This window comes from Oryzicola mucosus (assembly GCF_014534685.1).
GTDB classification, from domain to species: Bacteria; Pseudomonadota; Alphaproteobacteria; order Rhizobiales; family Rhizobiaceae; genus Oryzicola; species Oryzicola mucosus.
Map to the genome: position 1 here is coordinate 287487 of NZ_JACVVX010000004.1, position 26522 is coordinate 314008.

Here is a 26522-nt window from a genome sequence, read left to right on the forward strand (position 1 = left end):
TCCTTCGCAGAACTTGGGTTCCTCGCCCCCATGAAATGGGGGAGAGGTGGCGAGCGCAGCAAGCCGGTGAGGGGTCTATGGACAGAGGCTTCCGGATAAACCGGGGAAGACCAGTACGATGCGGCCGTTCAGCCGCCAGTCACACTTTTCTGACGATAACTGAACACTACCAAACCACCGTTACGGTGTCAAGAATAAATTCCTATGTCAATCTCTCGGTCGCGCTTTTTTAAGCCTTCGCCCCTAAGCTCCGTCAAAACCAGGCCAGGCAGGCGGCGCAGATTGGCTCGACTGATGTAAGCGGGCATCGGGTGCATAGAAAACCGACAGCTGTGCTGCGCCCTGCCGTGAATAACGGCACAGGCACGCTTGTTGTGGGGTCTGAATTCGTGGAAGTGTGGCGCTCTGCCACGGACCCTGCCGCCTTCAATTTGCCGGCATCGGGTCTGCAGGCTGGGGTGTGGTTGCGGAAGTGGGCGTATGAACGAACCTGTCAAATCGGTGAGGAAGAGAGGCCGTGTCGCTGCCTTTCTGCTGGCCGTTGACGCCTGGCTCGATTCCTCGCTCTACGAGCTTCGTTTCAAGCTCTCGCAGTTCTGGGAAAGTGCCACGATCCTGTCGCGCCGCTTTCGCGTCAAGGGTTGGCGGCGCGGTCTGGTCGAGCTGGCCAGCGAAGGCTTCACCATGGGCGCTGCCGGCTCCGTCGTCATGCTGGCGCTTGCCATCCCCTCCTTCCACGCCACCGAAGGCGACTGGCGCGCTCAGGACGATTTCGCCGTCACCTTCCTCGACCGCTCCGGCAACGAGATCGGCCAGCGCGGCATCATCCAGCGCGATTCAGTCCCCATCGACGATATGCCCGACCATGTCATCAAGGCCGTGCTCGCCACCGAGGACCGCCGCTTTTTCGAGCATTACGGCATCGACCTGATTGGCCTGTCGCGCGCCATGAGCGAGAACATGCGGGCCAATTCCGTCGTCCAGGGCGGCTCCAGTCTCACCCAGCAGCTCGCCAAGAACCTGTTCCTGTCCAACGAACGCACCATCGACCGCAAGATCAAGGAAGCCTTCCTAGCGATATGGCTGGAAGCCAACCTGTCCAAGAAGGAAATCCTGCAGCTCTATCTCGACCGCGCCTATATGGGCGGCGGCACCTTCGGCATCGCGGCGGCTGCCGATTTCTATTTCGGCAAGCCGGTCAAGGACCTCAATCTCCCCGAAGCCGCCATGCTCGCCGGCCTGTTCAAGGCGCCCGCCAAATATGCGCCGCACATCAACCTGCCCGCAGCCCGCGCCCGCGCCAATGTCGTCCTGTCCAACCTCGTCCAGTCCGGCTTCATGACCGAGGGCCAGGTCCTGTCGGCCCGGCTGCATCCGGCCACGCCGGTGGATCGCGGCGACCGCAAGAGCCCCGACTATTTCCTCGACTGGGCCTTCGAGCAGGTCAAGAAGATCGCGGTCGACATGCCGAACCACTCACTGGTCGCCCGCACCACCATCGACATGAACCTCCAGCGCGCCGCCGAAGAATCGATGGAGTTTCATCTGCGCCAGTACGGCAAGGAATACCGCGTCGGCGAAGGCGCCCTGGTGGTCCTGGAAAACAACGGTGCGGTGCGCGCCATTGTCGGCGGCCGCGATTACGGCGCCAGCCAGTTCAACCGCGCCACCAAGGCGCTGCGCCAGGCCGGTTCCTCCTTCAAGCCTTATGTCTATGCCACAGCCATGGAAAAGGGGTTCACGCCGCAATCGGTCATCTCCGACGCGCCGATCACCTGGAATGGATGGTCTCCCAAAAACTACACCCGTGGTTATTCCGGCCGCATGACGCTCTCCACCGCGCTGATCAAGTCGATCAACACCGTGCCGGTGCGGCTGGCCAAGGACCATCTCTCGATTCCGCCGATCAAGGCCATGGCCGAGGCGATGGGGGTCGAGTCCGAGGTCAGTTCGCACAAGACCATGGTGCTCGGCACCTCCGGCATGACGGTGATGGACCAGGCCACCGGCTACGAAGTGCTCGCCAATGGCGGCTTTGCCGGCACCCGCCACGGCATCACCCAGCTTCTCAGCCATTCCGGCGATATCGTCTACGATTGGGGCCGCGATGCGCCCGAACCCCGCCGCGTTTTGTCCGAACAGGCGATCCGCTCGATGAACTCGATCATGGTGCAGATTCCCGAAACCGGCACCGCCCGCCGCGCCGCCCTCCCCAACATCCGCTCCGCCGGCAAGACCGGCACCACGCAGGCCTATCGCGATGCCTGGTATGTCGGCTTCACCGGCAACTACACGGCCGCCGTCTGGCTTGGCAATGACGATTTCACCACCACCCGCAACATGACCGGCGGCTCCCTGCCCGCGATGGTCTGGCAGCGGCTGATGGCCTATGCCCACCAAAATGTCGACCTCAAGCCCATTCCCGGCATCGACAACCCCTTCGTCAAGGAAACCGTCGTCGCAAAGGGCGAGGACAACAAAATGGGCGAAGGCGAAACTGTCGCGCCTGAGCGTCCCTCCATGCTGTCGGGCGCCACCACCCGCGCCCTGCAGGATCTGTCCAACCGCTTCGCCAAGGCGCCCCGCCTGCAGCCTGCTCCGCAATCCGAAACCTTGTCGGCGCTGTGAACGGTTCGGAAATGCATATCCAGCCCGCAGCTTCCGGTTCCGCGCGTTTGCGCTTGGGCAAAGCTGACCTTTACCCCCTCACCGCCTCGCTGCGCTCGGCACCTCTCCCCCGGGCAGGGGGGGCCGAAGGACGGGCGAGACCCGTGGCTCGCCCCGGACTGGTGGCCCGAAGGGCCGGCGAGGGGGTGCTTAAACCGATGGCCTTTCACAGCCCCTCACCCAAGACCATCCCATGCTGAGGAACGCTATCCTCACCCTGCTTGCGCTGGTCATCGCCGTTGGCGGCGGTGCCTATCTGGCGTGGTACACGCTGGAGCAGCAGGAAGGCGTCGGCGCGGTCGCCATGGGCCAGTGGGTCACCTTCCCCGATCTCGGCACCGCGGAGGCCGATCCCTACACCAAAGCCAGGGCGGCGCGGCGTGGCGCTTTGGCTCTGGGCCGCACCGAAGGCACCGTCTTCATCGCCCAGCATGACGACAGCGGCGCGCCCCTGCGCCGCCAATGCACCTATACGATTGTCGGCGCCACCCCGGCGGCGCGTTTCTGGACCCTGTTTGCCGCCGACGGGGCATTCAACCCGCTGCGGTCCGAAAACGACCGTCTCTCCGCGCTGCATTCGCTCGAACTGCTCAGGCAGCCCGACAACACGGTGGCGATCAGCCTCGGCGCCCAGGCCATGCCCGGCAACTGGCTGCCGATTTCCGGCCAGGGTCCGCTCAATCTCGTGCTGACGCTCTATGACAGCCCTGGCGCCGGCACCATCGAGGAGAACAGCCTGCCCATGCCCATCATCCGCAAGGCGGGCTGCAATGCGTAAGCTGCTGTTTGCTCTGCTCGTCGGTCTGGTCGGCGCCGGCATCGTCCACATCGTCGTTATCCTGCTGGTGCCGGGTTTCTCCGAACGCGACGCCTGGACGCGGCTGTCGGACGAAGGCGACATCCACCGCATGGTTCGTCTGGATGGCGAGCTTGCCGACGATCTGAGCTTCGATGGCGCCGACCCGCTGTTCGAGGCGGCGGCCTGCCGCTTCGATCTCACCGAAGGCGTGGTTCAGGTTAAATCGTCGGGCCGTCCGCCCTTCTGGTCGGCTTCGATCTACGACCGCGGCGGACAGAACATCTACAGCCTCAACGACCGCAGTTCGCCTGATCGCGTCACCGACTTCGTCCTCCTGACGCCGGCGCAGATGTTGGAAATCCGCAAGGCCTTGCCGGAAGACTTCGAAAAATCGGTCTTCATCGAAATTCCCGCCGAGGAAGGCATCGTCGTCATCCGCGCCTTCCGGCCCGACCCGAGCTGGTCGACCATCGTCTCGGACTTCCTCGAAAACCTGACCTGCCAGCCGGGCTGAAGCTCGGCGGAATGCCTTAATCCTCTCTACACCACGCCGACAATCACGGGATTGTGTAAGCGCTGCGATGAATCGATAGTGCCATCGATCAGCCAGTGGAGAGACCATGATCCCGTTCATCGCAGTCGTACACGCCGTAATTTCCATCGTCGGCGGCGCCCTGGGCGCAAAATTCACCAATGCATCCATGGGGTCCGGCATCGTGGCCGTTGCGATCGGCTACCTCGCACTCTGGCTGTCGCAATATTTCGGCGCCAACCTGATGCTCTCGTCGCTGGTCTATCTGGTCGTGATGATCGCCGTCGGATTCGCACTCAAGCTTACGCCCAGGCAGATCGCCGGCGTGGTCATCGGCGCCTTCGTTGCATCCTTCATCGGCGGCTTCGTCCTCGGCTTCGTCACCGGCTTCGAGAACGCTTTCTACCACCGCACTGCGGCTTGAGGCACGACCGTCAGGAGTTGAGCGGCGGCGTGGAGACAGTCTTCCCGCCGCCGGCTTCCTGGCTCTTGTCTGCCGGCAAAGCCTTGATCTCATACCGCACGCCGGGAAAAATGATGATCGAGGCCGGGTCCGCTTTGTAGACGGGCTTTCCCCGGCTCCCCGCGCGCTGCGGCAAGAATGGCACTATGTTGCCCATGGCTGGCTGTTCCTTCTCGGTTGAACCGAAGTAAGCACGCTCATGAAAAGATAACGCCACCAGACGGTAAACAGAGGATTAACCAATATGGTCTAATTCTATGGTTTGCCGTGTGGCTTCGGTCGATGCGGCGCCGTGTTGAGTAAGCGTCAGGCGTAACGTGTCATCTTCCGATTTCAGGCAAATCGCTCTGTCCGGCGAGCCCAAGAAGGCCGAAAGGCTGTTTCGGGCGGCGGTTTCGGCATTTTGCTCGCTACCGCGTCCCTCGCGGCGCGAGATAGCCCAGCTCGAAGACCTGACACTGCCCCTCTTCGACGACGTCTCCTCCGAATCCAAGCGCTATGTCGCCGCCGCCCTCTCCGAATGCGAATACGCGCCCACCGGCCTCATCCGGCAGCTCGCCAATGAGAGCATCGACATCGCCGCCCCGCTCCTGATCCGCTCCAAGGCGTTGAGCGATATCGACCTGATTGCGCTCATCGGCCGGCATGGCATGCCGCATGCCCGCGCCATCGCCCGCCGGCCGGGGCTCAACAGCGCCATCGCCGATCTGTTGAAAGCGCTGGACCGTCCAAAGCTGGTGCATGGCTCAAATCAGCCGGGCGAACCGGCGGCAGCGGCCCAGCTTCAGCCCGAGACCGGCTGGTCGGCCGAGCGTGTGCGCCAGCGGTTGCGCTCGATGATGGATGGCAGCGCCCGCCAGGACTTTGCCGATCCCGTCGCGAATGCCTGCGAGCACTACCCTCAGTTGCTGCGGACTGCCCTCGACGGCAGGCTTGCCGTGTTCCAGACCGCTCTTGCAAAGGCGCTGGAGGCGGATTTGAGCGTAGCGCGCGCGCTCACCGAAACCGCCTCGCGCCTGCCGCTTCTCACGGCTTTCAAGGCGCTGAACCTGAGCGAGGAAAGAGCGTTCCTGTTGATGGCGACGCTTTACCCGCAGCATTTCGACACCACGGAATCGGTCAGGCAGTTCCTGCGCCAATACCGCGGTCAAACCCGCGACGCCGCCTTGGAGACGCTGCGAGGCTGGAAATCGGGCACGCCGACCCGGTTCTTCGGCGACACGCGCTCTAAGTCAGGATGAGCCGCACCAGTTCCTGAAGCGGCAAGCGGCCGGGTTCGATCTCGACCACCCAGATATCGGAATCGAAACGCTTTTCCTTTTCCAGCCGCGCGGCCACCGCCTCCTCGTCCGGCTTCACCGCGAGGCGGTTGAAGAAACGCTCGTCGGGAAAAGCCATGTCGTAGCTTGCCTGCGGCGCCGGCCCATACAGCGCTATCTCGCCCATCCGGTCGCGGCACAGGATGAATATCGCCCCGGCCTCCGTCGCCCCCCGCTTGATCACGGCTGCGAACCCGCCATCGGAAAAGACCCGGCGGATCAGGGCCGAAACCCACAGATCGGTGGTAACACGCATGGAACGGATCCTGACTTTTCCGGTTCGGCAACGCCTTGTGACACCTCCCCCTCTGTCCTGCCGGACAGAGGGTGCAACGTAGAACACCGCCGCCTGCGATTGAATCCCGACCAGTCTACCTCAACCCCTACAACCCAAACATGACAGCCCGTCAGTTGGTCAGGCCGATTTCCTTCATCTTGGCATAGACGGCTTCGTCGGGCTCGCCGGTTTCCGGCAGACCGAACAGCGCCTGGAACTCACGGATACCCGAGCGGGTGCGCCCGCCCATCTTGCCATCGATGTCGATGCCCTGATTGCCGAAAGCCTTCAACCCGGCCTGGATGCGGCGCAGGCGTGCCTCATGGTCGACGGAAACCTTGGCCGGTTCCGCCTTGGGCGCAGGCACGGGCGCCGCCGCTGGCGCCGGGGCGGGACGTGGCGCGATGCCGGCCGTTCTGTCCGCCGCGCCGAGCTGATGCAGCAGCGCCGCGTCGATCTCGCCGGTCGCGGCCATGCCGATCTTCTTCTGATAGGCCTCGACGGCGCTGCGCGTCGCCGGACCGTTTCGCCCGTCCACCGTTCCGCTGTAGAAATTCAGGTCCTTGAGCACGCTCTGAACGCGTTCGACAGTCGGGTCGCCCGTCGATACCGGCGGTTGAGCCGGAGCCTCGCTGACCGCCGGTTCCAGAGCCGAGGTCTCGACAGGACGCTCGATCTTGATCGTCGTCTCGGCCACTTCGAGCGCGGGCTGCGGAAATGGCTGGACGTTTCTGGTGGCAAACAGCGCGCCGGAATGCGCATGCGGCTGGTACCAGAGCGCATTGGCCGAAACATAGGACAGCGCCACAAGAAACGCCGTCGACCCGCCGACCAGCACCGGGTTGCGCGCGATGAAGCTGCCCAGGCCCGCCGCACCTTCCTGCAGAAGGTTGCGCTGTTCCTCGACCACGACGGGCTTCTTCTTCCTGCCCTTAGCTGGCTTTGCGGAGCGAGCCATTGCCTACCTCTTGCACCTTGCGCATCGGCACCGCCACCGGCGCGTCGTCTCCTGAGTCCGGGCTGATCTTGGGTCCTCCGACCGGCAGGCTGATCGTCACCTTGGTGCCTTCGCCCGGCGCGCTTTCGATCGACATGGTGCCCTCGTGCAGCGCAACGAGGCCCTTCACCAGCGACAGCCCCAGGCCGGTGCCTTCGAAGCGGCGCGTATAGTCGTTCTGGATCTGGCTGAATGGCTTGCCGAGCGTGGCGATGTCCTGCTCGGCAATGCCGATGCCGTTGTCGTTGACCCAGAAATGCAGCCGCGACCCGACACGCTTCGCGCCGATGGCGACCTTGCCGCCTTCGGGCGTGAACTTGATCGCGTTGGAGACGAGATTGATAAGCATCTGCTGCACGGCGCGGCGGTCGGCATTGATCTCGCCCGTGCCGGCCGACACGTCGGCCGCCAGGTCGATATTCTTGATCTTGGCCTGCAGATGCATCATCGACGCGCACATCTCCACAGCTTCATGGAAGCGGAACGGTTCGGGATGGGCGACATAGCAGCCGGCTTCGATCTTGGCCACATCCAGGATCGCATTGACCACAGACAGGAGATGCTGTCCTGAATCGTGGACGAGCTGGACATATTCCTTCTGCCGGGGGTCACGGAACGAGCCGAGCATATCGTGCAGCAGCATGTCGGAGAAGCCGATGATGGCGTTGAGCGGCGTGCGCAGCTCGTGGCTCACCGTCGCCAGGAAATAGGTCTGGGCTGCTTCCCCTGCCGCAACCGCTTCATGCGCCTTGGCAAGTGCGGACCGCAATTCGGCAAGCTCCTCGTTGCGGCGGAGCAGCATCACCAGCCCATCGCTGCGCTTGTCGTCGGCGATATCCATCATAAAGGGCGTGAAGCTGTGGCGTCCGCCGTCCAGCACATCGGATGGAAGGCGCAGCCTGACCTCGAGGCTGCGGTGCTCCGCCCCCTCGCGCAGTTCCGACAGGGCGCAGAGATAGGCGATGCGATCCGCGATATGGATGCGGTCGAACAGGGCCGAACCGGTCAGCATCTCCGGATCGATGCCGAGCATCGTTTCGGCCCGTGACGACACCGAGATCACCTCGCCCGAGCGGACGAGCCGGACGACGACCGCGTCGAGCGCTGATTCCGGTATCGACGGTTCTTCGACCCCGGCGTCCCTGAAATGCTGAGATACGCCGCCGCGCATGCGGGCAGCCACGCTCCCGGCCCAGACGGCAGGCACCAGCCAATGCCAGGCGGCGGGCACTCCGGGCACGGCCGCGGCCAGCAACGGGACGGCCAGTTGCGCGGCAAACACCAGAAGGGCGGCCGCCCCGCCGGCAAGCAAAGCGTCGCGTCTGCGGAAAACCCACCAGGCTTCGAAAGGCAGCGCAAGCACCAGCAAGGCGAGCGGCGACGCGGCGGCGCCGGCAAAGAAGGTGACGGCTGTCAGCCACACGGCAGCCAGCGCCAGACCGACCGCGCCGAACGCCTTCACCCGCCCCGTGGCGGCCACCAGCAAGGCATTGAGCCAGCACAGGCCGAAGGCGGAAAAGATCACGGCTAAGATGGCAACCGTGCCGACCTGGCCCGACAGCAGCAGCACCGCCGGACCTGCCAGCAGGAAGGGCATGGCCAATAGCACGCCGATCAGGCGTGCATGGGTGGCGCGTTCCTCGGAATCGACGATGGAGGGATGGACCAGATGGTCGCATCCGCCGGCCAACGCGCCGGAAAACTCCCCATATCTGGTTACTGCAACACTCAACGCAACGCTCTCTCGGGGTCCCGCGAAAGAGGACCGTTTCACATCCGCCAACCTCGCACCGAGCCTTTAAGGAAGGGATAAAACGCAGGCTCTTTTACGCTGCACCGCGCCAGACCCCGTCTTCTCCGCGCAACCGATCCCCGTGAACTTTTCGGTATGGTTAATGGCTGGTTTCCGTATTCGTGAAGATTGTCTTATTCGCCAGGACACGCCCCCTGGCCCAGGAAACAACGAAAAATACAAAACTTTCAATCGCTTGCTATTGATGAAGACGCGGAATTTCGCTGTTTCGCGGGCCTTTGTCAGGGCTTCGTTAACGAATGGCTTCGGCAGCGGCTAAAATACGCGCTTCATTTTCAATAAGGTCTTGGCGTATCCCTGCCATGATGCGCCCAACGACAAGACCGGCAGACGCATGGCCGGCCTCATATCGAAAGGCATTGCAATGGGCTTCCTGCTCCGCACGGGTTTCTGGTTTGCGCTGGTGCTGCTGATTCTGCCGTTCGATTTCGGTTCCAGCGAGACCGAAGGCGAGAAGGTCAGCCCGATCCAGACGTTTTTTGCCGCCCGCGACGCGGTCAGCGACATATCCGGTATCTGCGAACGCCAGCCCGATGTCTGCGAAACCGGCCGTACCGCCTTGCAGACCATCGGCGTCAGGGCGCGCGAGACCGCGCGCATCGCCTATGAGCTGCTTGACCAGCAGTTCGGCGAGAAGGACAAGGAGATCAGCACCGGCAGCGTGGCCGTCCAGCCCGAAACACAGCCGGCCGATACCGATGTCACAGCCCGCACCGAAGCCGTTCTGCCCGAGACTGCGCCGCTTCCGCCGCGCTGAGCCGCTTTTTCTCGTGACCTTGCGGCCAGCCACCACTATATCGCGGCTATGAGCACGACGATCGACGGCATCAAGGACGATTTCTCCTTCCTCACCGACTGGGAAGACCGCTACCGCTATGTCATCGAACTGGGCGAGGCGCTGCCGCCCTTTCCCGAGGCGGAGCGTGTTGCGGCCAACAAGGTGCCCGGCTGCGTCAGCCAGGTCTGGCTGGTGACCGAGCCCGGCGACGGGCCGGACCCGGTGATGTCCTTCCAGGGCGATTCGGACGCGCATATCGTGCGTGGGCTGGTCGCCATCATGCTCGCTCTGTTTTCCGGGCAGCGCGCCAGCGACATTCTCGCCATCGACGCCGAAGCCCTGCTGCGCTCGCTCGGCCTCGATGAGCATCTGACGCCGCAGCGCGCCAACGGCCTCCGCTCCATGGTCAAGCGCATCCGCCGGGATGCCGAGGCGGCCCTTCAGCACGCCTGACCTCAGGTCAGCGTCGGCCGATAATCGTCGCTGCCCCAATGTAGTGTACGCGGCCTCGCAGTGCCGGCTGCCGGCTCGTAGTGCCGCGCCAGGACGCCAAGCGCCGATTTGAGCACAACCTTGGCCGAACGTACCGGCCAGCCGCGCTCGACCTCGACGCGCTCGAGGCCTTTCAGAAAACAGCAGATATCGATCAGCACGCCGGACAGCTCCGGACCGACCGCCTCGATGGCGTGGTCGACGCGCTGCCGGGCGGCGAGCGCCGCATCGGTCAGTTCGACCATCCCGCCCGCGCCGCGCCGGCCCGAGGACACGCTGGCGATCCAGTTCATGCCCAGCCTCGGCATGAATTGTCCGCGTGTGTAGTCCGAGCGCAGGCGCTCCCCGGCATTGAACTCCCGAAGATTGAGAAACGGCCGGCCATCGCGGGTTTTGCGGCGAAAAAGCTGGGCCAGCGGCGATTCCGCAGTGTTGGAAAGCGCCTGCGCCGCCACCCCGTCGACAACGGTCTCGACCATCTCGATCTCACGCCGGGCAGGCTCAAACGCCTCGGTCGTTGTCTCGGCAAGCGAAACCGTGCCGTCATCGTTCTTGCGCACGATGTCCCGCCGCAAAAGTCCGTCCAACGTCTGCTGGGATACGCGGATCGCACCGCCCCGTTCCAGCTTTAGCAAGACCTGTCCGGCCTCCGCAGCGGCCGCGACAGCCGCCCGCCCCTTGGACAGCGCGCGCACGATCTTCAATTCCGTCTGATCCATCATTGCAAACCTCATATCTGCCGGTTCTGGCAAAACGCCGCCTTCATCACCCGCTCCACCGTCGCCACTACGCGGTCGAACTCGATGTCGTCGCGCAGATCCTCGATGATGTGGCAGGCATAGATCACCGTCGTGCGATCCCGCCCGAATCCCTTGCCGATGTCGTTCATCTTCAGGCCCAGAACGACATGGGCGACATACATGGCGATCTGGCGCACGCGGCTGACATCGAGGCTGGTGCGGCCGGTCCGGCGCAGTTCCTTGCTCGACACCGAAAACATCGCGGCGGTCACGTCGATCACCCCGTCGCAGAGCGCAATGATCTCGGCCTCCCGCTCTCGCGCCACGGTATCTCCGTATTGCTGGCGACGCGCGATCAGGCTGGCCCGCAACTGCGGCGAAGAGCCCGTCTCCTGGCTTTGCGGCGGCTCGGGCAGGGCTGGTAATGCGGACACGACGGGCCTCCTCGTTTATAGGAATATCTTCTTATATTCGAGGCTGGGCCAGCTGTGAACAAAACGGGATCATATTTTTCCCGCCAGATCGACAACCCGCTGAATCGATTGACCTTTATCTACCGGCGTGAAGTTTTCCGGGAATCTTTCTCCACACCTCTCCAGCCGCACCGATAGTCGACGCACCACAGCAGCAGCGGAGTTTCGACATGTTGGATATTCAGGAGGAAACCCTCGCTTTCCGGTCGCGGAAAGAGAGGGAAACGATGGAGGCCCGGCAGATCGCCGCGCTGCAGCTGGCCTGCGGGCTGGACCTCGACGAGGCGCTGTCATCGGATGGGAATGCGCGCAGGACCCTGTTGGCCAGGCTCGACAGGACGCTGGAAAGGGAGAGGCTGAAGGGTCTGCGCCGCCACTGGAGCTACGACCTCAACCGCCATATTGCGCTCAAGCAGATCAGGGACCGGCTTTCACCGCCGACATCAGATGCGAAGTCCGTCAGCAAAATGCCGAAACAGCGACACCGGCGTAAAATGCAAACGGCGCCCGAAGGCGCCGTTCGATGACATCAGATCGGCTGGATCAGCGCGTCGTCGCGGTCTTGCGCTTGCGGCCCAGGCCCATCTTCTTGGCGAGTTGCGAACGTGCCTCGGCATACATCGGCGCAACCATCGGATAGTTGGCATCGAGGCCCCACTTCTCACGATACTGTTCCGGCGTCATGTCGTAGTGGGTCATCAGGTGGCGCTTGAGCGACTTGAACTTTTTGCCGTCTTCAAGGCAGATGATGTAATCGTCATGCACCGAGCGCTTAGGGTTGACCGCAGGCTTCTGGCGATCGACCACAGGCGCCTCTGGAGCGCCGCCGATGCGGCCGAGTGCGGCATGCACATCGGCAATCAGGGATGCAAGATCGCCGACCGGAACAGGGTTGTTGCTGACATAAGCTGCGACGACATCGGCCGTCAGTTCAATCAAAGCTTCGGCGTTCTTTGCAGGGGGGTCGAAGTTGTCCATAAATTTTTGGCCCTATTATTATTGTTTCAATGAACTTGGCTGGCACTTTCAACAATAGGCAACCTAAGGGAAACCCAGCCTGCCTACAGATTCATTGCGCCGGATGTTTGCGGCGGAACAACACAACAGTCAATAGCTCTTCTCTTGATTGTTCTGCAAATAACGCAAAAGCGAGTAATATAATCTGACAACTCACCAATAAAAAACTCTTATATTGGCCGCATTCCAGTGAGAGCCGCCTCTACTTCGCCTCATCTCGCGCGTAAGTTGTCTTCAAATGGTCGGCAACCGAAGAACTCGATAAACGGGTTCCTGATATATATGCCGCCTTTGCTAGCAAATGCGCCGAAACCGGCGCCGTCAGAAGAAAGAACAGCACACCGGCAGCAACCCTGCCTGCAACGCCGTCTGCACCTGGAACAAACACCAAGGCTATCAGCATGACGCATGAGCCGACGGTGCCGGCCTTCGATGCCGCATGCATGCGCGTGTAGAGATCCGGCAACCGTACAAGTCCCAGCGTTGCAGTCAGGATAAAAGCGGATCCGGCAAGAAGAAGTAGCCCGGCTGTTATGTTCTGCAAGGTTTCGATCATTTCCGAACGTGCTCCTCGTTGCCGGTGTCATCGTCGCCGTTCTGGCGCGACGCGATGATGAAGCGGGCAAAGGCGACCGTGGCAAGAAACCCGACCAAGCCGAGCGCGATCGCGATGTCGGCATAGACGACGAGGCCGGTTATCGCGGCTGCAACCGCGATAAAGCCTATGGCGACCACCGTCATGGTGTCGAGCGCCAGCACCCGATCCGGCAAGCTCGGTCCGACGATGACGCGAAAAGCCACGATCATGAAAGACAACGACAAAATCACCAGCGCGATTGCGCCGCATATCTGCAGAAACAGCGCATCGAAGCTCATCGGAACGCCTCCAGGATCTTGCGCTCGAAACCGGTCTCGATATCCCTGCGCGCAGCTTCGATGTCCGAGCAATTGATTGCATGGACGAACAAAGTACGGCGGTCGTCGGAAACGTCGACGGAGAGCGTCCCGGGCGTCAGTGTGATGAGGTTGGCGAGCAGCGTTATCTCGAAGTCGGTGCTGACTTTGAGCGGATAGGAGAAAATGCCGGGCTGCAGGTTCATCCTCGGTGAGAGGACAAGCTTTGCCACCTTCCAGGCCGACAGCAGCAGTTCCTTGACGAAGAGGATGACCAGCAAGGCCACCGCGAGCGGCCGCACCTTTGGAGCCTCTCCGCTTTGCTCTCGTACCAGAAAGGTTACCAGCGCCCCGACGATCAGCCCGAGCACCAGGTTTGGAATGGTGTAGGAGGCGCTGACGGCCAGCCACACGATAGCGAGAATGAGGACGATCCCGTAGCGCATCATCCGCCCCCCGCCTGCGGAAACACGGCCTGGATATAGGCCGATGGATCAAGCAGCCCTTTCGCCGCCGAGCCGCTCATGGCGATGACCGGCTCGGGATAGAGCCCGACCAGCAGTACCGGCACCAGGAGAAGAAGCAGGACAGCCAGCGACAGCGAGGGCACCCTCGCGATTGGCAGAGACGCGCTTGCCGGACGCCAGAAGGCCAATAGAAAAACCCGACCCAGCGCCAATGTGGTGAGGAAGCCGCTGACGAGGATGGCGCCTGCGAGCCACCCTGCCCCTTCGGCAAGGGACGCCTGGACCAGAACGATTTTCGGCCACAGGCCGGACGCCGGAGGCAGGGCGGCGGCTGCCAAAATGAGCAGGAAGGCGATGGCCGCCAGAAGCGGCCGGGCACGATAAAGCCCGCCCAGATCGTGCAGCGAAAAGCCCGCCCCCGCGGCCCCCATCGTTCCAGCAAGGATGTAAAGCGCCGTCATCACCACCATGGAGTTCAGCGCGTAGAAGGCCATGCCTGCGAGCCCGCCTTCACTGCCGAGCGCCAGCCCCGAAAGCATCACGCCGACGCCTGAAATCACCAGGAAGCCGGCCATGCGCCTGAGGTCGGATTGCGCAAGCGCGCCAAGCGCGCCGAGGATCATCGTTGCACCGGCGACGATGGCAATCGGCATCGAATAGGCGGCGCGCTCGACTGCGAAGATCAGGATCATCGAACGCATCAGCGCGTAGATGCCGATCTTGGTCAGCAGTCCGCCGAACAGGGCCGCGGTGACGATGCGCGGCGTATGATAAGAGGCCGGCAGCCAGAAATTCACCGGAAATGCCGCTGCCTTCATGCAGAAGGCCAGAAGGTAGAGCGCCGACAGCGTCATCAAAGGGGCGGTGTCGCTGAGACCATCGACCTTGCGAGCCAGGTCGGCCATGTTGAGCGTCCCGAAGGTGCCGTAGACGTAGCCGGTCGCGATCAGGAACAGGGTCGTCGCGACAAGATTGAGAATTGCATATTTCACCGCGCCGTCGATCTGCGCCTTATCGGACCCGAGAATGAGCAGGCCGAAGGACGAGATCAGGAACACCTCGAACCAGACATAGAGGTTGAACATGTCGCCGGTCAGGAAGGCCCCGTTCACCCCCGCCATCATCAGCATCAGGAAGGCGTAGAAACCATAGCGCCTGCCGGTGCGGTCGATATCGCCCAGCGAATAGAGGCAGCAGATAAACGCCACCGCCGATCCCACCAGCGCAAAGGATACGCCCAGCACATCGGCGGTGAATGAAATGCCGAAGGGCGGCAGCCAGCCGCCCATGGTCATGGAAAACGGCCCATCGGCAAGCACGCGCCGCAGCATCGAAGCGTTCGCAGCTGTCACCAGCGCCAACGCGGCCAGCGCCATGAAGGCATGGATGCGCATGCGGTGGCGGAACATCAGAAGCAGCGCGCCGCAGACGATGGGCAGCACGACCGGCACGACGATGAGCCAGTCCGCCGAGGCGACGGGGCCTGCGATCATCGCCTGGGCGCGATCGACCTGATAGGATTCGCCGGCCATCGCTAATATCCCATGGGAGGCGGCGCCTCATTGGCCGGTTCGGCTACCCGCATCTCTTCGGTGTCGTCCGTCCCGAGGTCCTGATAGGCGCGATAGGCAACCACCAGCAGGAAGGAGAAGAAGGAGAAGGAGATCACGATCGCCGTCAGGATCAGGGCCTGCGGCAGCGGGTTCGCCACCGGACCGGCCGGCGTCATCAGGTCGGGCGAAATGATCGGCGGCACGGCGTGCGTCAGCCGGCCATTGGTGAAGATCAAAAGGTTCACCGCGTTGCTGAACAGGACGACGCCCAGGAGAATGCGGATCAGGTGGCGCGACAGCATCAGGTAGATGCCACCGGTGAAAAACAGCGCTACCAAAAGCGAGAAGATCGTCTCCATATCAGCCGTCCTCCCTTTCTTCGAGCGACAGCGCAATCGAGGTGATCCCTCCGACGACAACCAGATAGACGCCGATATCGAAGAACAGGACTGTCGAGACATCGACCGTCACGCCGAACAGGCTCGGCGCGGACCAGAGGCCCGAGAGGTACGGCACGGCAAACGCATAGGACAACACACCCGACAGCGCCGCGAGCAGCAGGCCGGAGCCGGCGATCGCCATTGGATGAAAATAGATCGCCCGGCGCACGACCGGAACGCCGAAGGCAATACCCTGGACCGCGAAGGCTGCGACCGCGATCAACCCGCCGATGAAGCCGCCGCCCGGATCGTTGTGGCCGCGCAACAGGACAAACACCGACAAAAGCAGCATCAGCGCGGTGATGAAGGGAGCCGCGGTGCGGAAGATCAGCGTCCTCATCGCCCGATCTCCTTGGCCTTGCCGGCATCGGGTTTCGCGCGGATACGGATCAGCGCGAGGATCGCCAGACCGGTGATCATGACGACGGCGATCTCGCCCAGCGTATCGAAGCCGCGGAAGTCGACGATGATCACGTTCACCACGTTGCGGCCATGCGCGATCGTGCGGGAATAGGCGTTGAAGAACTGCGACAACGCATCGTTGAACGGCTGCTGCGTCACTTTCAGCAACAGCAGTCCGAAGCCGGCGCCGCACAGGCCGGCAACGCTCATGTCGAACAATTTCTGTCCGAGCGGACGATGATCCGAGAGCGCCAGGCGCAATCGCGTCATGACCAGCGCCAGGATGACCACGGACAGCGTCTCGATCATGAACTGGGTGAAGGACAGGTCGGGCGCGCCGAACAGCATGAACAAAAGCGCCACGGCCAGCCCCTGGATGCCGAGCGAGACGATGGCGACGAGGCGGCTTTTCGCATAAACGACTGCGCCGATGCCGATCACCGCCATCAAGATGATAGCCCATTCATGCAACTGCAGGTCAGGGAACACCGGAACTGCCGGGAATTCGCCGAACAGGATCATCGGCACCAGAAGCACCGCGGCGACACAAACGAAGGTGACGGTCATATAGGTGTCCATGCGCCCGTTCTGGACGATGCGGGTAACGCCGACCGAGGCATGCAGCATTCCGCGCACGAACTGGTCGAAGCCGCGATCCGGCCCCCAGCCGATGGTCGTAAGCAGCGCCGCCATCCCGCCTCTCAGCGTGCCGAGGCTCAAATAGGCAGCGATGCCAAGCCCCACTGTCACGGCAGACAAAAGCAGAGCCATGCCGATATGGGGAACCGTCGAGATCGTCACCTCGACCGCCCTGCCCGCAACCGCGCTGGCCATGGGACTGGAAAAGCCGGCATGCACCCAGCCCGAGGCGAGCCCTGCCAGCAATCCCGCCAGCGCCAGGACCAGCGGACCGAGCCAAAGGGAGACAGGCCCCTCATGCGCCTGCTTAGGCGTCTTGCGCTCGGCTCCGATGAACGGCTTCAGCGCAACCGCGAAGGCCACCGCGAACATCAGGCTGTTGCCCGCCACGGCGACCAGCGTCGCCAGCGCAGCCCAACCGTTGCCGAAACCCAGCGCGGCATAAATTTCTTCCTTGGCGAGAAAGCCGAAGAACAGCGGCAACCCGCCCATCGACAGCGCCGCCAGAAGCGCGGCCGCGAAGGTGATGGGCATCGCCTTGCGCAGGCCGCCAAGCGCTGTGACGTCGCGCGTGCCGGTCTCGTGGTCGAGCAGGCCCGCCACCATGAACAGGGCGCCCTTGAACAGCGAATGCGCGATCAGATACAGCACCGCCGCCTCGACCGCGAGCTCGGACCCGAAGCCGGTCAGCATGACCAGCAAGCCGAGCGAAGCGACGGTGGTGTAGGCCAGCATCAGCTTCAAGTCGGTCTGGCGCACCGCCAGCAGCGTTCCGACCAAAAGCGTCGTACCGCCGAACAGCGGCAGCACGGTCTCCCAGGCAGCGGTGTCGCCCATGACAGGATTGAGCCGCATCAGGAGATAAACACCCGCCTTCACCATGGTCGCGGAGTGGAGATAGGCCGACACCGGCGTCGGCGCCTCCATGGCGTTGGGCAGCCAGAAGTGAAACGGAAACTGCGCCGATTTGGTGAACGCGCCGCCAAGCACGAGCACGAACGCAGCCATATAAAGCGGGCTTGAGCGCAGCGCATCGCCGGAACCGAGCAGCGTGGACAAATCGTTGAAGCCGGTGGCCTGCGTGACGACCAGAAGCCCCGCCAGCAGGGAAAGGCCGCCGAGCCCTGTTACCAGAAGCGCCTGCAGCGCGGCGCGGCGCGAGGCTTCGCGTTCGTGATCGAAGCCGATCAGAAGGAAGGAGGTGATCGAGGTCAGTTCCCAGAACACGAACAGCATCAGGAACGAATCCGACACCACCAGCCCCAGCATAGCGCCCATGAACAGCAGGATGAAGGAGAAGAACCGACCCTGCTGCGGGTGCCCGTCGAGATAGCCGCCGGCATAGATGAGGATCAGCGTGCCGATGCCCGAAATCAGCAATGCGAAGGTCAGCGACAGCCCGTCGAGCAGCCAGGAAAAGCGCACGCCGAGGCTCGGGATCCAGTCGAACCCGCCGGTGATCGGCTGTCCCTCCGACACCATGCCAAGCATGCCGAGAAAATGGAGGAAGACCAGCGATGGCACGATCGCCAGCAGCCAACCAGCCTTGCCCCCGGCCCAGCGCGTGAGCAAGGGAGCCAGCGCAGCACCCAGCAATGGCAGTAAAAGCACGATAAAGGTCAGGAATGTCCCCCTCTGCACGGTTCTCAGCCTTGCAACGGGGAATAGACGCCTCATCCCTGACGGGCAACCCCGCGAGACCAGGTTTCGGCAAGCAATACACAAAAGACCGTGATGTCTTTGCCTATTTCAGAGCGCGGTGCGGCGCACTATATCTTGGACAAATCTCACAGGGAGTTTCGCCATGAGCGACAAAGAGCTCAAAGTTCAGAAGACCGATGCCGAATGGCGCGAGCAGCTGACGCCACAGCAATATGCCGTTACACGCGGCCACGGAACCGAACGCCCTTTCACCGGCCCTTATCTCGATAACAAGGACAAGGGCGTCTACCATTGCGTCGCCTGCGGCAAGCCGCTGTTCAGTTCAGAGACCAAATACGAATCCGGTTCGGGCTGGCCGAGCTTCTATGCCCCGATCGAAGACGGCGCAGTGGCCGAGCATGTCGACCGTTCGCATCTGATGACCCGCACCGAAATCCGCTGCGCGGATTGCGATGCGCATCTCGGCCATGTCTTCGAAGACGGCCCGCAGCCGACCGGCCTGCGCTACTGCATGAACGGGGTGGCGCTGGATTTCGAGAAGAAATAGCCTGACTGCGGGCGGTCTTCCGGTGGAAAGCCGCCCGTCGATCATCTCGGCGCGATGTATTTGCCATAGACCCAGCCGGTCACGAAGTCGCCGTTCCGCGCCGGATCGTGCCAGACCTGGCACCAGCTGTAGCGAACCTTCTGACGCTGTTTCCAGGCCGGCATTCCGGAGATGTCAAAGAGATTTATCCCGCCGGTGCATGTTCCGGTCATCTGCAAGACGGTCCCGTTGGGGTAAGCCGCCTGCTTCTGCGATGTGCTGGCCGGGAACTTGCGAATGTTCAGCGTATCGCCGAAAGCCACGTCCTTGACTGTCCACGCCACAAACGCACTGGCATCAGCCTGCGCTGCGAAGAAGCCCATCGTCGATGCCAGCACAACCGCGACACCCGTCTTGATCAATCCGTTCATTGTTTCCTCCCTCAACCATCAACACCCAGCCATACTGGCCTGTTCCTCTTGAACGCATGCTGATCGGCGTGTTCATTCTCTATTCACTGATTTGCCAAAGCGAGATCCTATGACCCGTTCACCGTATTTTCCCGAAACCGCCGCCCCCCGGACGCGGCAGGAGCCCGTCAGCGACACACGGCATGGGATCACGCGCGTCGACGAATATGCCTGGCTGCGCGCCGAGAACTGGCAGGAGGTTTTCCGCGATCCGACCACGCTCGATCCGGCGATTCGCTCGCATCTGGAAGAGGAGAATCGCTACCAGTCGGCGATGATGGCCGACACGGAAGCACTGCAGAAGGCGCTGTTCGACGAGATGAAGGGCCGCATCAAGGAAGACGATTCGTCGGTTCCGATGAAGGACGGACCGTTTGCCTATGGCTCTTCCTATGTCATCGGCGGGCAGCATCCTCGCTATTTCCGTATCCCGCGCGACGGCGGCGCGGAGGAAGTGGTGTTCGACGGCGACAAGGAATCGCAAGGCAAGCCCTATTTCCAACTCGGCGGCGTCGACCATTCGTCGGACCACACCCGCCTGCTCTGGGCATATGACGACAGGGGCTCGGAATTCTATACGCTGAAAATCCGCGACATAGCATCCGGCGCCGATGCCGAGGACGTCATCGCCGATACCGGCGGTTCGGGCATCTGGAACGCCGACGACAGCGGCTTCTTCTACACAAGGCTCGACGCCAACCATCGCCCTTCGAAGATATTCTACCATCGGCTCGGCAGCAGCCCCGCCGATGACAGGCTGGTCTATGAGGAAAGCGACGCCGGCTTCTTCACCAATGTCGGCGGCACGCGCGACAACAGATGGATCATGATCGGCATCAACGACCATGAGACCTCGGAATATCGCATCCTGCCGTCGGACGATCCGGAGGCAGAGCCCAAGCTCGTCGCAGCACGCGAAAACGGGCTGCAATACGATCTTGAGGAAGGCGGCGACGTCTTCTTCATCCTGACCAATGCCGACGGCGCCAAGGACTTCAAGATTGTTACGGCACCCACCGATTCGCCCGAACGCGCCAACTGGAAGGAACTGGTGCCGCATGAACCGGGGCGGCTCATCCTGTCGGTTCTCGGCTTCAAGGACTTCATGGTCCGGCTGGAGCGCAAGGAAGGATTGCCGCGCATCGTCATCCATGAACGCGCTACCGGGACCGAGCATCACATCGACTTCGATGAAGAGGCCTATTCGCTCGGCCTGGGCGGCTCCTACGAATATGACACGGACGTCATCCGCTTCTCCTACTCGTCGATGACCACCCCGGCGCAACTGTTCGACTACAATATGCGCAGCCGCGAACGCACCCTGTTGAAGACGCAGGAAGTGCCCTCCGGCCACGATCCCGAGCATTACGTCACCCGCCGCCTGATGGCGCCCGCTCCCGATGGCGAACTGGTGCCGCTGTCGCTGGTGCATCACCGCGACACGCCTCTCGACGGTTCGGCTCCGTGCCTGCTCTACGGCTATGGCTCCTATGGCAGCGCCATCCCTGCGTCTTTCAACACCAACTGCCTGTCGCTGGTCGATCGCGGCTTCGTCTACGCCATTGCCCATATTCGCGGCGGCAAGGACAAGGGTTACGCCTGGTACGAAAACGGCAAGCGCGCCGCAAAGACCAACACCTTCACCGATTTCATCGCCTGCGCCCACCATCTGGTGGGCGAGCGCTACACCAGCCATGACCGCATCGTGGCGCAGGGCGGCTCGGCCGGCGGCATGCTGATGGGCGCGGTGGCCAATATGGCGCCGGAAGCCTTTGGCGGCATCATCGCCGAGGTGCCCTTCGTCGACGTGCTGACCACGATGCTCGACGACACCTTGCCGCTGACCCCGCCGGAATGGCCGGAATGGGGCAACCCGATCATCTCCGAGGCCGACTACAAGACGATCGCCGCCTATTCGCCCTATGACAATGTCCGGGCTGTCGACTACCCGCCAATCCTGGCGGTGGCCGGCCTGACCGATCCGCGCGTCACCTATTGGGAACCGGCGAAATGGGCCGCGCGCCTGCGCGAACGGACAGCCGGCAGCAATCCGGTGCTGTTCAAGATCAACATGGAGTCTGGGCATGCCGGCGCTTCCGGCCGCTTCTCGCGGCTTGAGGAGATCGCGCTGAACTACGCCTTCGCGCTGAAGGTGACGGGCAAAAGCGCGTGATGCGCCGGAGCCAACCAACAGGCGGCAAACTTCCGGGCTGAGATCCACGATGACGCCATAAAGCCTTCTCAACGTTGCGGGACCGTAACGTTGAGAAGGCTCTGGCTGTTGAAATATCGGCGACTGGTTGTTCCCGCTGTGGTCATTGCCACAGCGGTTGTTGGTTTCTACGGGCTTTTTCAACTCAGCAAGGCCCGCAGTTTCCAGCTTTTCGGCAGACTCGTGGACCGGGTGGACACCCAATCCCCCGTAATCGCCCTTACCTTCGACGACGGTCCGACGCCCAAATATACGGAGCCTGTGCTTGAGCTCCTCCGCGAGAAAAACGTCAAGGCGACCTTCTTTCTCACCGGCAAGGAGACGGAGGAAAATCCAATCCAGGCGCGCGCTATTCTTACCGCCGGGCATCAGATCGGCAATCACACCTATTCTCATCCCAACCTGACCTTGGCTCTGCCGGCCACGATAAGCGATGAGATCGAACGGACGGATGCCGCGATCCGGGCAACGGGCTATGAGGGGGAGATCGTCTTTCGTCCGCCTTACGGGAAAAAGCTGTTCACCCTCCCCTGGTACCTGTCGCAGCATGACCGGACCACCGTGATGTGGGATGTGGAGCCCGAATCCTATCCCGACATTGCCAACGATCCGGAGGCCATGACGCAGCACGTCCTGAGCAAGGCGCGCAACGGCTCGATCGTCATCATGCACGTCATGTACAAGAGCCGTGAGGCAACCCGCCAGGCCTTGCCGAACATCATCGACGGTCTGCGCGAGCGCGGCTTTCGCTTCGTCACGGTTTCCGAACTGATGAGTTCGACAGGCCAGTGAAATAGCTCGGCGTGAAGGCGGCTACCGCGCAGGATAGCCATTCTTGTGCGCCGGGATGGCCTTCAGATAGGCCGCGATGGCTTGGCGGTCTTCCGGCGTCAGCTTGGCGATGTTCTGCTGAACCTCGACCATCGTGCCGCCCACCGTATCGAAGTCCGGGGTAAATCCGGTCTCGAGATAGTTGGCGATATCGCTCTCCGACCAGGAGCCGATGCCGGCCTCATCGGATGTGATGTTCGGCACGTTGCCGCCGCCTTCGGCCGCTGCCGCGCCCGCGAGCCATTGGCCCTTGTCGGTACCGCCTGCGACATTGCGCGGCGTGTGGCATTCGCCGCAATGGCCGGGCCCTTCGACGAGGTAACGCCCGGCCAGCGCATTGGCGGGTGCGCCCTCCGCAAGGGCGATGACGGGCCGGTCGCTCAGATAAAGCTGCTTCCACAACCCAATGCCGCGCCGGATGTTGAAGGGAAAGGCGATATCGCTGTCCGCCGCCTTGCCCTCGACGGGGGGCAGCGTTTTCATGAAGGCGTAGAGATCGGCGACATCGGACGGCTGCATGCGGGCGTAGGATGTGTAGGGGAAGGCCGGGTAGAAATGCCTGCCGTCAGGCGATACGCCCGACATCACCGCATCGGCGAATTGCGGCAGGGTCCAGCTTCCGATGCCGTCCGTCGGGTGCTGGGAAATGTTGGGCGGCACGAAGGTGCCGAACTCGGTCTTCAGTCCCGCCCCACCGGAAAGCCGCAGCAAGGCGTCGCCTTCCGCGCCCGCCGGCGTGTGGCAGGAGGCGCAGCCTCCGGCCCAGAAGATGCGTTCGCCGCGTGCCGCATCGCCGGGCTGGAGAGCTGCGATAGCCTCAGCATGGAGAAGCCGCGGCTCGGTGAGCCACCAGAACGCACCGGCGGCCGCAACCGCCAGGACCGCGACACCGAGAGCGAGCTTCTTCAGCATGGTCGCTGATCAGCGCAGGCGGTAGGCTTGATGGCAGGCGCCGCAGTTGCCGCCGATGGCAGCGAACTGGGTCTGGAAGGTCGCCAGGTCAGCCGGCGGTGCGGAAACGGCCGCTGCGACATCCGCTTTGAATTTATCGTCCTTCGCCTGGAAATCGGCCAGGTCTTCCCAGATTTTCGGCGAGGCCTTGGTATCGCCGGTGTTGCTGCCTTCCGGGAACAGGGTCGGCACGTCGAATTTCTGAGCCTGCTCGTTGAGCTTGGTCAGCGCCGCCAGAACTTCCGCCGCATCGAAGGGTTTCTCCCCTTTGGCGACAGGCGCCAGGCTGCCCATGATCGGACCGAAGGACTTCATCAGCGCCTGCCGGTCGGCAATGGGATCGGCATAGGCCGCGGTGGCGGCGGCGACGAGAAGAGATGCGGCGAGGACGATTTTCTTCATGGAAACTCCGGTTGCTATCTGGCTGCCTTTGAGTTCGTAGAAAGTGGCTGAGATCGACGTGAATTTCTTCTCACGCTTTCGTGATTCCCCATCAATTTCAGAGCGGTAGACGAAATCTTTCGCGAAACGAAAACCCCGGGACGAAGCCCGGGGTTTCCAATCGATCGAAAATGGCGGCGAATCATGCCTTTTCGTAGAGTTCCAGCACATAATCCCAGTTGATCAGGCTGTCGACGAAGGCTTCGAGATACTTCGGACGCGCGTTGCGATAGTCGATGTAATAGGAGTGTTCCCACACGTCGACGCCGAGGATCGGGGTCGCGCCGTGGACCAGCGGGTTCTCGCCATTCGGGGTCTTGGAGATGGCCAGCTTGCCGTCCTTGACGGAGAGCCATGCCCAGCCGGAGCCGAACTGCGTGGTGCCGGCGGCGATGAAATCCGCCTTGAACTTGTCATAGCCGCCGAGATCGGAATCGACCGCCTTCTGCAGAGCGCCCGGCAGCTTGTTGCCGCCGCCGTCCTTCTTCATCCATTTCCAGAAATGGACGTGGTTGTAATGCTGCGCGGCGTTGTTGAACAGGCCGGCATTCTTGCCGAACGATTGCTTGACGACTTCTTCGAGCGAGAGGTTTTCCATGCCGGCTTCGGCAGCGAGCTTGTTGCCGTTGTCGACATAGGCCTTGTGGTGCTTATCGTGGTGATACTCCAGCGTCTCCTTGGACATGAAGGGCTGAAGCGCCTCGTAATCGTAAGGCAGTGCGGGCAATTCAAAGGCCATGGTTATAACTCCCTTTCTGGCAATTCGCGGGGATGTGTATCCCGCTTAGACATAGGTCGCAATCATATACAGACAACGTGAAGCGGCCATGAAATATAATTTGGAAGATTCAGTCCGCCGGCGTCGAATGCGCCCACTCCCAATAAAGATCGCGGCATTTCTTTGCTATCGGTCCCGGCTGCAGGTCGCGGTTCTCGATGCGCGTCACCGGAACGACCTTGGAATGATTGCCGGTGGAAAATATCTCGTCGGCTTCGAGGAATTCGCGCACCGTCAGCGTTTTCTCGACGACCGTGACGCCGGCATGGCCAAGCAGAGTTATGGCGCGCGACCGGGTGATGCCCGACAGGAAGGTGCCGTTCGCGCCGGGCGTGAAAACCTGCCCGTCCTTGACCATGAAGATGTTGGAGGATGCGGTTTCGGCGACATTGCCAAGCATGTCGAGAACGAGAGCATTGTCGAAACCGCGCATCCTCGCCTCCATGATAGCGCGGCCGTTGTTGGGGTAAAGACACCCGGCCTTGGCATTGGTCGGCATGGTTTCCAGGGACGGGCGGCGGAAGGGCGAAACGGTCACCGAAAATCCGCTCGCCGGGATCATCGGCGATTCGTACAAGCAGAGACAAAAGCGCGTCGAGGCCGGATCGGCCGACACGCCCATATAGCCGCCATGCTCCGCCCAATACATCGGGCGGATATAGACCGCGGTCTTGCCGTCGAATTTCTTCAGGCCGTCCCAGGTCAGGCCGATGATTTCGTCCGGCGACATCGTCGGCTTGAGGCCGAGCGCTATGGCCGAGTTATTGACCCGCTTGGCGTGCCGATCCAGATCGGGCGAGACGCCTTCGAACCAGCGTCCGCCATCGAACACCGATGAGGCCAGCCACATGGCGTGGCTTCTCGGTCCGAGTACCGGGACGTTTCCCTCGTACCAGTCGCCGTCAACATAGGTCCAGGTCGTGGACTGCGCCGCTTCAGTCAAAGACATGATTGCGTTCCAATCTTTCAATGTTATCCAGCTATTGGAGATGCCCTGCCGCCTCACGTCAACATCCTGTTGCCGGAATGTGGCAGGCCAGTGAACGGAAGCCGCCACGATGCGCTACGCCGCCTATGTTTTCGATGCCTACGGAACGCTGTTCGACGTCCACTCCGCCGTTCGGCGCCATGCCGCGCAGATCGGGCCGGACGGCCAGGTGCTGTCGGAGATCTGGCGCGCCAAGCAACTCGAATATTCATGGGTGCGCAGCCTGATGGGCTCCTATGCCGATTTCTGGCAACTCACCGAGCAAGCTCTGGATTTCGCTTTCAGCAAGGTGCCTTCAGCCGACCGCAGCCTGCGCGCCACGCTTCTCGACGCCTATTGGCGGCTCGATTGCTACCCTGAGGTGCCCGCCGTGCTGCGGGCCTTGAAAGACAGCGGCGCGCGCCTGGCCATTCTCTCCAACGGCTCGCCGGCGATGCTGGAGGCCGCCGTCGCCTCGGCGGCGCTCGATCAGAGCCTCGATGCGATCTTCTCCGTCGACAGCATCAGGAAATTCAAGACCGATCCGGCCGTCTACGATCTCGTCACCAGCGAATGGCGGCTTTATCCCGACGCCGTATCGTTCCAGTCCTCCAACCGCTGGGACATTGCCGGAGCCACCCGATTCGGCTTCAGGACGGTGTGGGTCAATCGTGCCGGCCAGCCCGACGAGTATCTCGACCTGCCGCCCCAACTGATCCTTCCCTCCCTCGACGCTTTGCCGAAGGGCTGAGGCGGCCAAGGCGCACTCACAGAATGTTGCATTGACGCAACAGTGTCGGGACTGTCACAGCTTCGCCGTTCTTTGTCCACCGTCGGGCCTGAATTGGAACGGCTTATCGGGCTCGAACTTATACGGAAGAAGGCACTTTTTAATCTTCTTGCGGCCTATCTTTCTGGTTTG

31 protein-coding genes are annotated in these 26522 nt (G+C 62.3%); 12 read left to right on the forward strand and 19 right to left on the reverse strand.

All coding sequences use genetic code 11. The features are described 5' to 3' along the window. The first annotated feature begins 480 nt into the window (after positions 1 to 480). From ICI42_RS14725 to ICI42_RS14740, 4 genes are all read left to right on the forward strand, one after another. A complete protein-coding gene (locus ICI42_RS14725) occupies positions 481 to 2628 on the forward strand; it encodes a transglycosylase domain-containing protein (protein ID WP_188165338.1) in 2148 nt (715 codons plus the stop codon). A gap of 232 nt (positions 2629 to 2860) precedes the next feature. Then, a complete protein-coding gene (locus tag ICI42_RS14730) occupies positions 2861 to 3445 on the forward strand; it encodes a DUF1214 domain-containing protein (protein WP_188165339.1) in 585 nt (194 codons plus the stop codon). After that, positions 3438 to 3980, forward strand: coding sequence for a DUF1254 domain-containing protein (locus ICI42_RS14735; RefSeq protein ID WP_188165340.1), 543 nt, complete (start codon positions 3438 to 3440; stop codon positions 3978 to 3980). Before ICI42_RS14730 ends, ICI42_RS14735 begins: the two co-directional genes overlap by 8 nt. A 106-nt stretch (positions 3981 to 4086) precedes the next feature. Continuing rightward, complete coding sequence (locus tag ICI42_RS14740; protein ID WP_188165341.1) at positions 4087 to 4422, forward strand: hypothetical protein; 336 nt, start codon at positions 4087 to 4089, stop codon at positions 4420 to 4422. Between the two features lie 10 nt (positions 4423 to 4432). On the opposite strand, the gene ICI42_RS14745 is transcribed toward ICI42_RS14740, so the two are convergent. Then, the gene (locus ICI42_RS14745; protein ID WP_188165342.1) at positions 4433 to 4618 is read right to left on the reverse strand and encodes a hypothetical protein; all 186 of its coding nucleotides are present in this window, start codon (positions 4616 to 4618) and stop codon (positions 4433 to 4435) included. Between the two features lie 160 nt (positions 4619 to 4778). Here ICI42_RS14745 and ICI42_RS14750 point away from each other — a divergent pair, with 160 nt between their 5' ends. Next, entirely contained in the window at positions 4779 to 5702 is a 924-nt protein-coding gene (locus ICI42_RS14750) for a DUF2336 domain-containing protein (protein WP_188165343.1), read from the forward strand. Here ICI42_RS14750 and ICI42_RS14755 read toward each other — a convergent pair. The 3 genes from ICI42_RS14755 to ICI42_RS14765 all read right to left on the reverse strand — a co-directional run bounded on the left by ICI42_RS14755 (position 5689) and on the right by ICI42_RS14765 (position 8786). Beyond that, complete coding sequence (locus ICI42_RS14755) at positions 5689 to 6036, reverse strand: DUF1491 family protein (protein WP_188165344.1); 348 nt, start codon at positions 6034 to 6036, stop codon at positions 5689 to 5691. The two genes, ICI42_RS14750 and ICI42_RS14755, sit on opposite strands and share 14 nt — an antisense overlap. A gap of 151 nt (positions 6037 to 6187) precedes the next feature. Further along, positions 6188 to 7015 carry a peptidoglycan-binding domain-containing protein gene (locus ICI42_RS14760; protein WP_188165345.1) on the reverse strand — a complete coding sequence of 276 codons (828 nt, stop codon included), beginning with the start codon at positions 7013 to 7015 and terminating at the stop codon, positions 6188 to 6190. Beyond that, positions 6990 to 8786: a PAS domain-containing sensor histidine kinase gene (locus tag ICI42_RS14765; RefSeq protein WP_230980366.1), complete on the reverse strand. Its 1797-nt coding sequence runs from the start codon at positions 8784 to 8786 to the stop codon at positions 6990 to 6992. The genes ICI42_RS14760 and ICI42_RS14765 overlap by 26 nt, the downstream gene beginning before the upstream one ends. A 445-nt stretch (positions 8787 to 9231) precedes the next feature. Between ICI42_RS14765 and ICI42_RS14770 the strand changes: the two genes are divergently transcribed. Next, a complete protein-coding gene (locus ICI42_RS14770; RefSeq protein ID WP_188165554.1) occupies positions 9232 to 9624 on the forward strand; it encodes a DUF5330 domain-containing protein in 393 nt (130 codons plus the stop codon). Positions 9625 to 9672: 48 nt separating this feature from the next. Next, positions 9673 to 10098 (forward strand): SufE family protein, encoded by a 426-nt coding sequence (locus ICI42_RS14775; protein ID WP_188165346.1) that lies wholly within the window; start codon positions 9673 to 9675, stop codon positions 10096 to 10098. A 2-nt stretch (positions 10099 to 10100) separates the two neighbouring features. Here ICI42_RS14775 and ICI42_RS14780 read toward each other — a convergent pair whose 3' ends face one another. Both ICI42_RS14780 and ICI42_RS14785 read right to left on the reverse strand, forming a co-directional pair. Beyond that, entirely contained in the window at positions 10101 to 10859 is a 759-nt protein-coding gene (locus ICI42_RS14780; protein WP_230980367.1) for a DUF6456 domain-containing protein, read from the reverse strand. An 8-nt stretch (positions 10860 to 10867) separates the two neighbouring features. Further along, positions 10868 to 11311 (reverse strand): helix-turn-helix domain-containing protein, encoded by a 444-nt coding sequence (locus ICI42_RS14785; protein WP_330999181.1) that lies wholly within the window; start codon positions 11309 to 11311, stop codon positions 10868 to 10870. A gap of 209 nt (positions 11312 to 11520) precedes the next feature. Here ICI42_RS14785 and ICI42_RS14790 point away from each other — a divergent pair, with 209 nt between their 5' ends. Continuing rightward, the gene (locus tag ICI42_RS14790; RefSeq protein ID WP_230980368.1) at positions 11521 to 11877 is read left to right on the forward strand and encodes a cytoplasmic protein; all 357 of its coding nucleotides are present in this window, start codon (positions 11521 to 11523) and stop codon (positions 11875 to 11877) included. A gap of 16 nt (positions 11878 to 11893) precedes the next feature. On the opposite strand, the gene ICI42_RS14795 is transcribed toward ICI42_RS14790, so the two are convergent. The 8 genes from ICI42_RS14795 to ICI42_RS14830 all read right to left on the reverse strand — a co-directional run bounded on the left by ICI42_RS14795 (position 11894) and on the right by ICI42_RS14830 (position 18403). After that, on the reverse strand, positions 11894 to 12328 hold the full coding sequence (locus ICI42_RS14795) for a MucR family transcriptional regulator (RefSeq protein WP_188165347.1): 435 nt from the start codon (positions 12326 to 12328) through the stop codon (positions 11894 to 11896). Between the two features lie 241 nt (positions 12329 to 12569). Beyond that, positions 12570 to 12923, reverse strand: a complete 354-nt coding sequence (gene mnhG / locus ICI42_RS14800) for a monovalent cation/H(+) antiporter subunit G (protein WP_188165348.1) — start codon at positions 12921 to 12923, stop codon at positions 12570 to 12572. Further along, the gene (locus ICI42_RS14805; protein WP_188165349.1) at positions 12920 to 13243 is read right to left on the reverse strand and encodes a cation:proton antiporter; all 324 of its coding nucleotides are present in this window, start codon (positions 13241 to 13243) and stop codon (positions 12920 to 12922) included. Before ICI42_RS14805 ends, mnhG begins: the two co-directional genes overlap by 4 nt. Then, positions 13240 to 13710, reverse strand: coding sequence for a Na+/H+ antiporter subunit E (locus ICI42_RS14810; RefSeq protein WP_188165350.1), 471 nt, complete (start codon positions 13708 to 13710; stop codon positions 13240 to 13242). The genes ICI42_RS14805 and ICI42_RS14810 overlap by 4 nt, the downstream gene beginning before the upstream one ends. Continuing rightward, positions 13707 to 15260, reverse strand: a complete 1554-nt coding sequence (locus ICI42_RS14815; protein ID WP_188165351.1) for a Na+/H+ antiporter subunit D — start codon at positions 15258 to 15260, stop codon at positions 13707 to 13709. The genes ICI42_RS14810 and ICI42_RS14815 overlap by 4 nt, the downstream gene beginning before the upstream one ends. A 2-nt stretch (positions 15261 to 15262) precedes the next feature. Next, positions 15263 to 15640: a Na+/H+ antiporter subunit C gene (locus tag ICI42_RS14820; RefSeq protein ID WP_188165352.1), complete on the reverse strand. Its 378-nt coding sequence runs from the start codon at positions 15638 to 15640 to the stop codon at positions 15263 to 15265. 1 nt (position 15641) lies between these two features. Beyond that, complete coding sequence (locus ICI42_RS14825) at positions 15642 to 16061, reverse strand: Na(+)/H(+) antiporter subunit B (RefSeq protein WP_188165353.1); 420 nt, start codon at positions 16059 to 16061, stop codon at positions 15642 to 15644. After that, positions 16058 to 18403: a putative monovalent cation/H+ antiporter subunit A gene (locus tag ICI42_RS14830; RefSeq protein WP_188165354.1), complete on the reverse strand. Its 2346-nt coding sequence runs from the start codon at positions 18401 to 18403 to the stop codon at positions 16058 to 16060. Before ICI42_RS14830 ends, ICI42_RS14825 begins: the two co-directional genes overlap by 4 nt. A 163-nt stretch (positions 18404 to 18566) precedes the next feature. Here ICI42_RS14830 and msrB point away from each other — a divergent pair, with 163 nt between their 5' ends. Further along, positions 18567 to 18971 carry a peptide-methionine (R)-S-oxide reductase MsrB gene (gene msrB / locus ICI42_RS14835; protein ID WP_188165355.1) on the forward strand — a complete coding sequence of 135 codons (405 nt, stop codon included), beginning with the start codon at positions 18567 to 18569 and terminating at the stop codon, positions 18969 to 18971. Between the two features lie 41 nt (positions 18972 to 19012). Here the strand turns inward: msrB and ICI42_RS14840 are convergent, their stop codons facing one another. Next, positions 19013 to 19381 (reverse strand): SH3 domain-containing protein, encoded by a 369-nt coding sequence (locus ICI42_RS14840; RefSeq protein ID WP_188165356.1) that lies wholly within the window; start codon positions 19379 to 19381, stop codon positions 19013 to 19015. A 109-nt stretch (positions 19382 to 19490) separates the two neighbouring features. Here ICI42_RS14840 and ICI42_RS14845 point away from each other — a divergent pair, with 109 nt between their 5' ends. Both ICI42_RS14845 and ICI42_RS14850 read left to right on the forward strand, forming a co-directional pair. Further along, positions 19491 to 21593, forward strand: a complete 2103-nt coding sequence (locus tag ICI42_RS14845) for a S9 family peptidase (RefSeq protein ID WP_188165357.1) — start codon at positions 19491 to 19493, stop codon at positions 21591 to 21593. A gap of 108 nt (positions 21594 to 21701) precedes the next feature. Beyond that, positions 21702 to 22424: a polysaccharide deacetylase family protein gene (locus ICI42_RS14850; protein ID WP_188165358.1), complete on the forward strand. Its 723-nt coding sequence runs from the start codon at positions 21702 to 21704 to the stop codon at positions 22422 to 22424. A 21-nt stretch (positions 22425 to 22445) separates the two neighbouring features. Here the strand turns inward: ICI42_RS14850 and ICI42_RS14855 are convergent, their stop codons facing one another. The 4 genes from ICI42_RS14855 to ICI42_RS14870 form a co-directional block, all read right to left on the reverse strand. After that, a complete protein-coding gene (locus ICI42_RS14855; RefSeq protein WP_188165359.1) occupies positions 22446 to 23375 on the reverse strand; it encodes a cytochrome c in 930 nt (309 codons plus the stop codon). Between the two features lie 9 nt (positions 23376 to 23384). Continuing rightward, entirely contained in the window at positions 23385 to 23816 is a 432-nt protein-coding gene (locus ICI42_RS14860; RefSeq protein WP_188165360.1) for a c-type cytochrome, read from the reverse strand. Between the two features lie 181 nt (positions 23817 to 23997). Continuing rightward, the gene (locus ICI42_RS14865) at positions 23998 to 24594 is read right to left on the reverse strand and encodes a superoxide dismutase (protein WP_188165361.1); all 597 of its coding nucleotides are present in this window, start codon (positions 24592 to 24594) and stop codon (positions 23998 to 24000) included. Between the two features lie 109 nt (positions 24595 to 24703). Beyond that, the gene (locus ICI42_RS14870; RefSeq protein ID WP_188165362.1) at positions 24704 to 25582 is read right to left on the reverse strand and encodes a branched-chain amino acid aminotransferase; all 879 of its coding nucleotides are present in this window, start codon (positions 25580 to 25582) and stop codon (positions 24704 to 24706) included. Between the two features lie 109 nt (positions 25583 to 25691). Here ICI42_RS14870 and ICI42_RS14875 point away from each other — a divergent pair, with 109 nt between their 5' ends. After that, positions 25692 to 26351 carry a haloacid dehalogenase type II gene (locus ICI42_RS14875; protein ID WP_188165363.1) on the forward strand — a complete coding sequence of 220 codons (660 nt, stop codon included), beginning with the start codon at positions 25692 to 25694 and terminating at the stop codon, positions 26349 to 26351. Positions 26352 to 26522 lie beyond the last annotated feature (171 nt).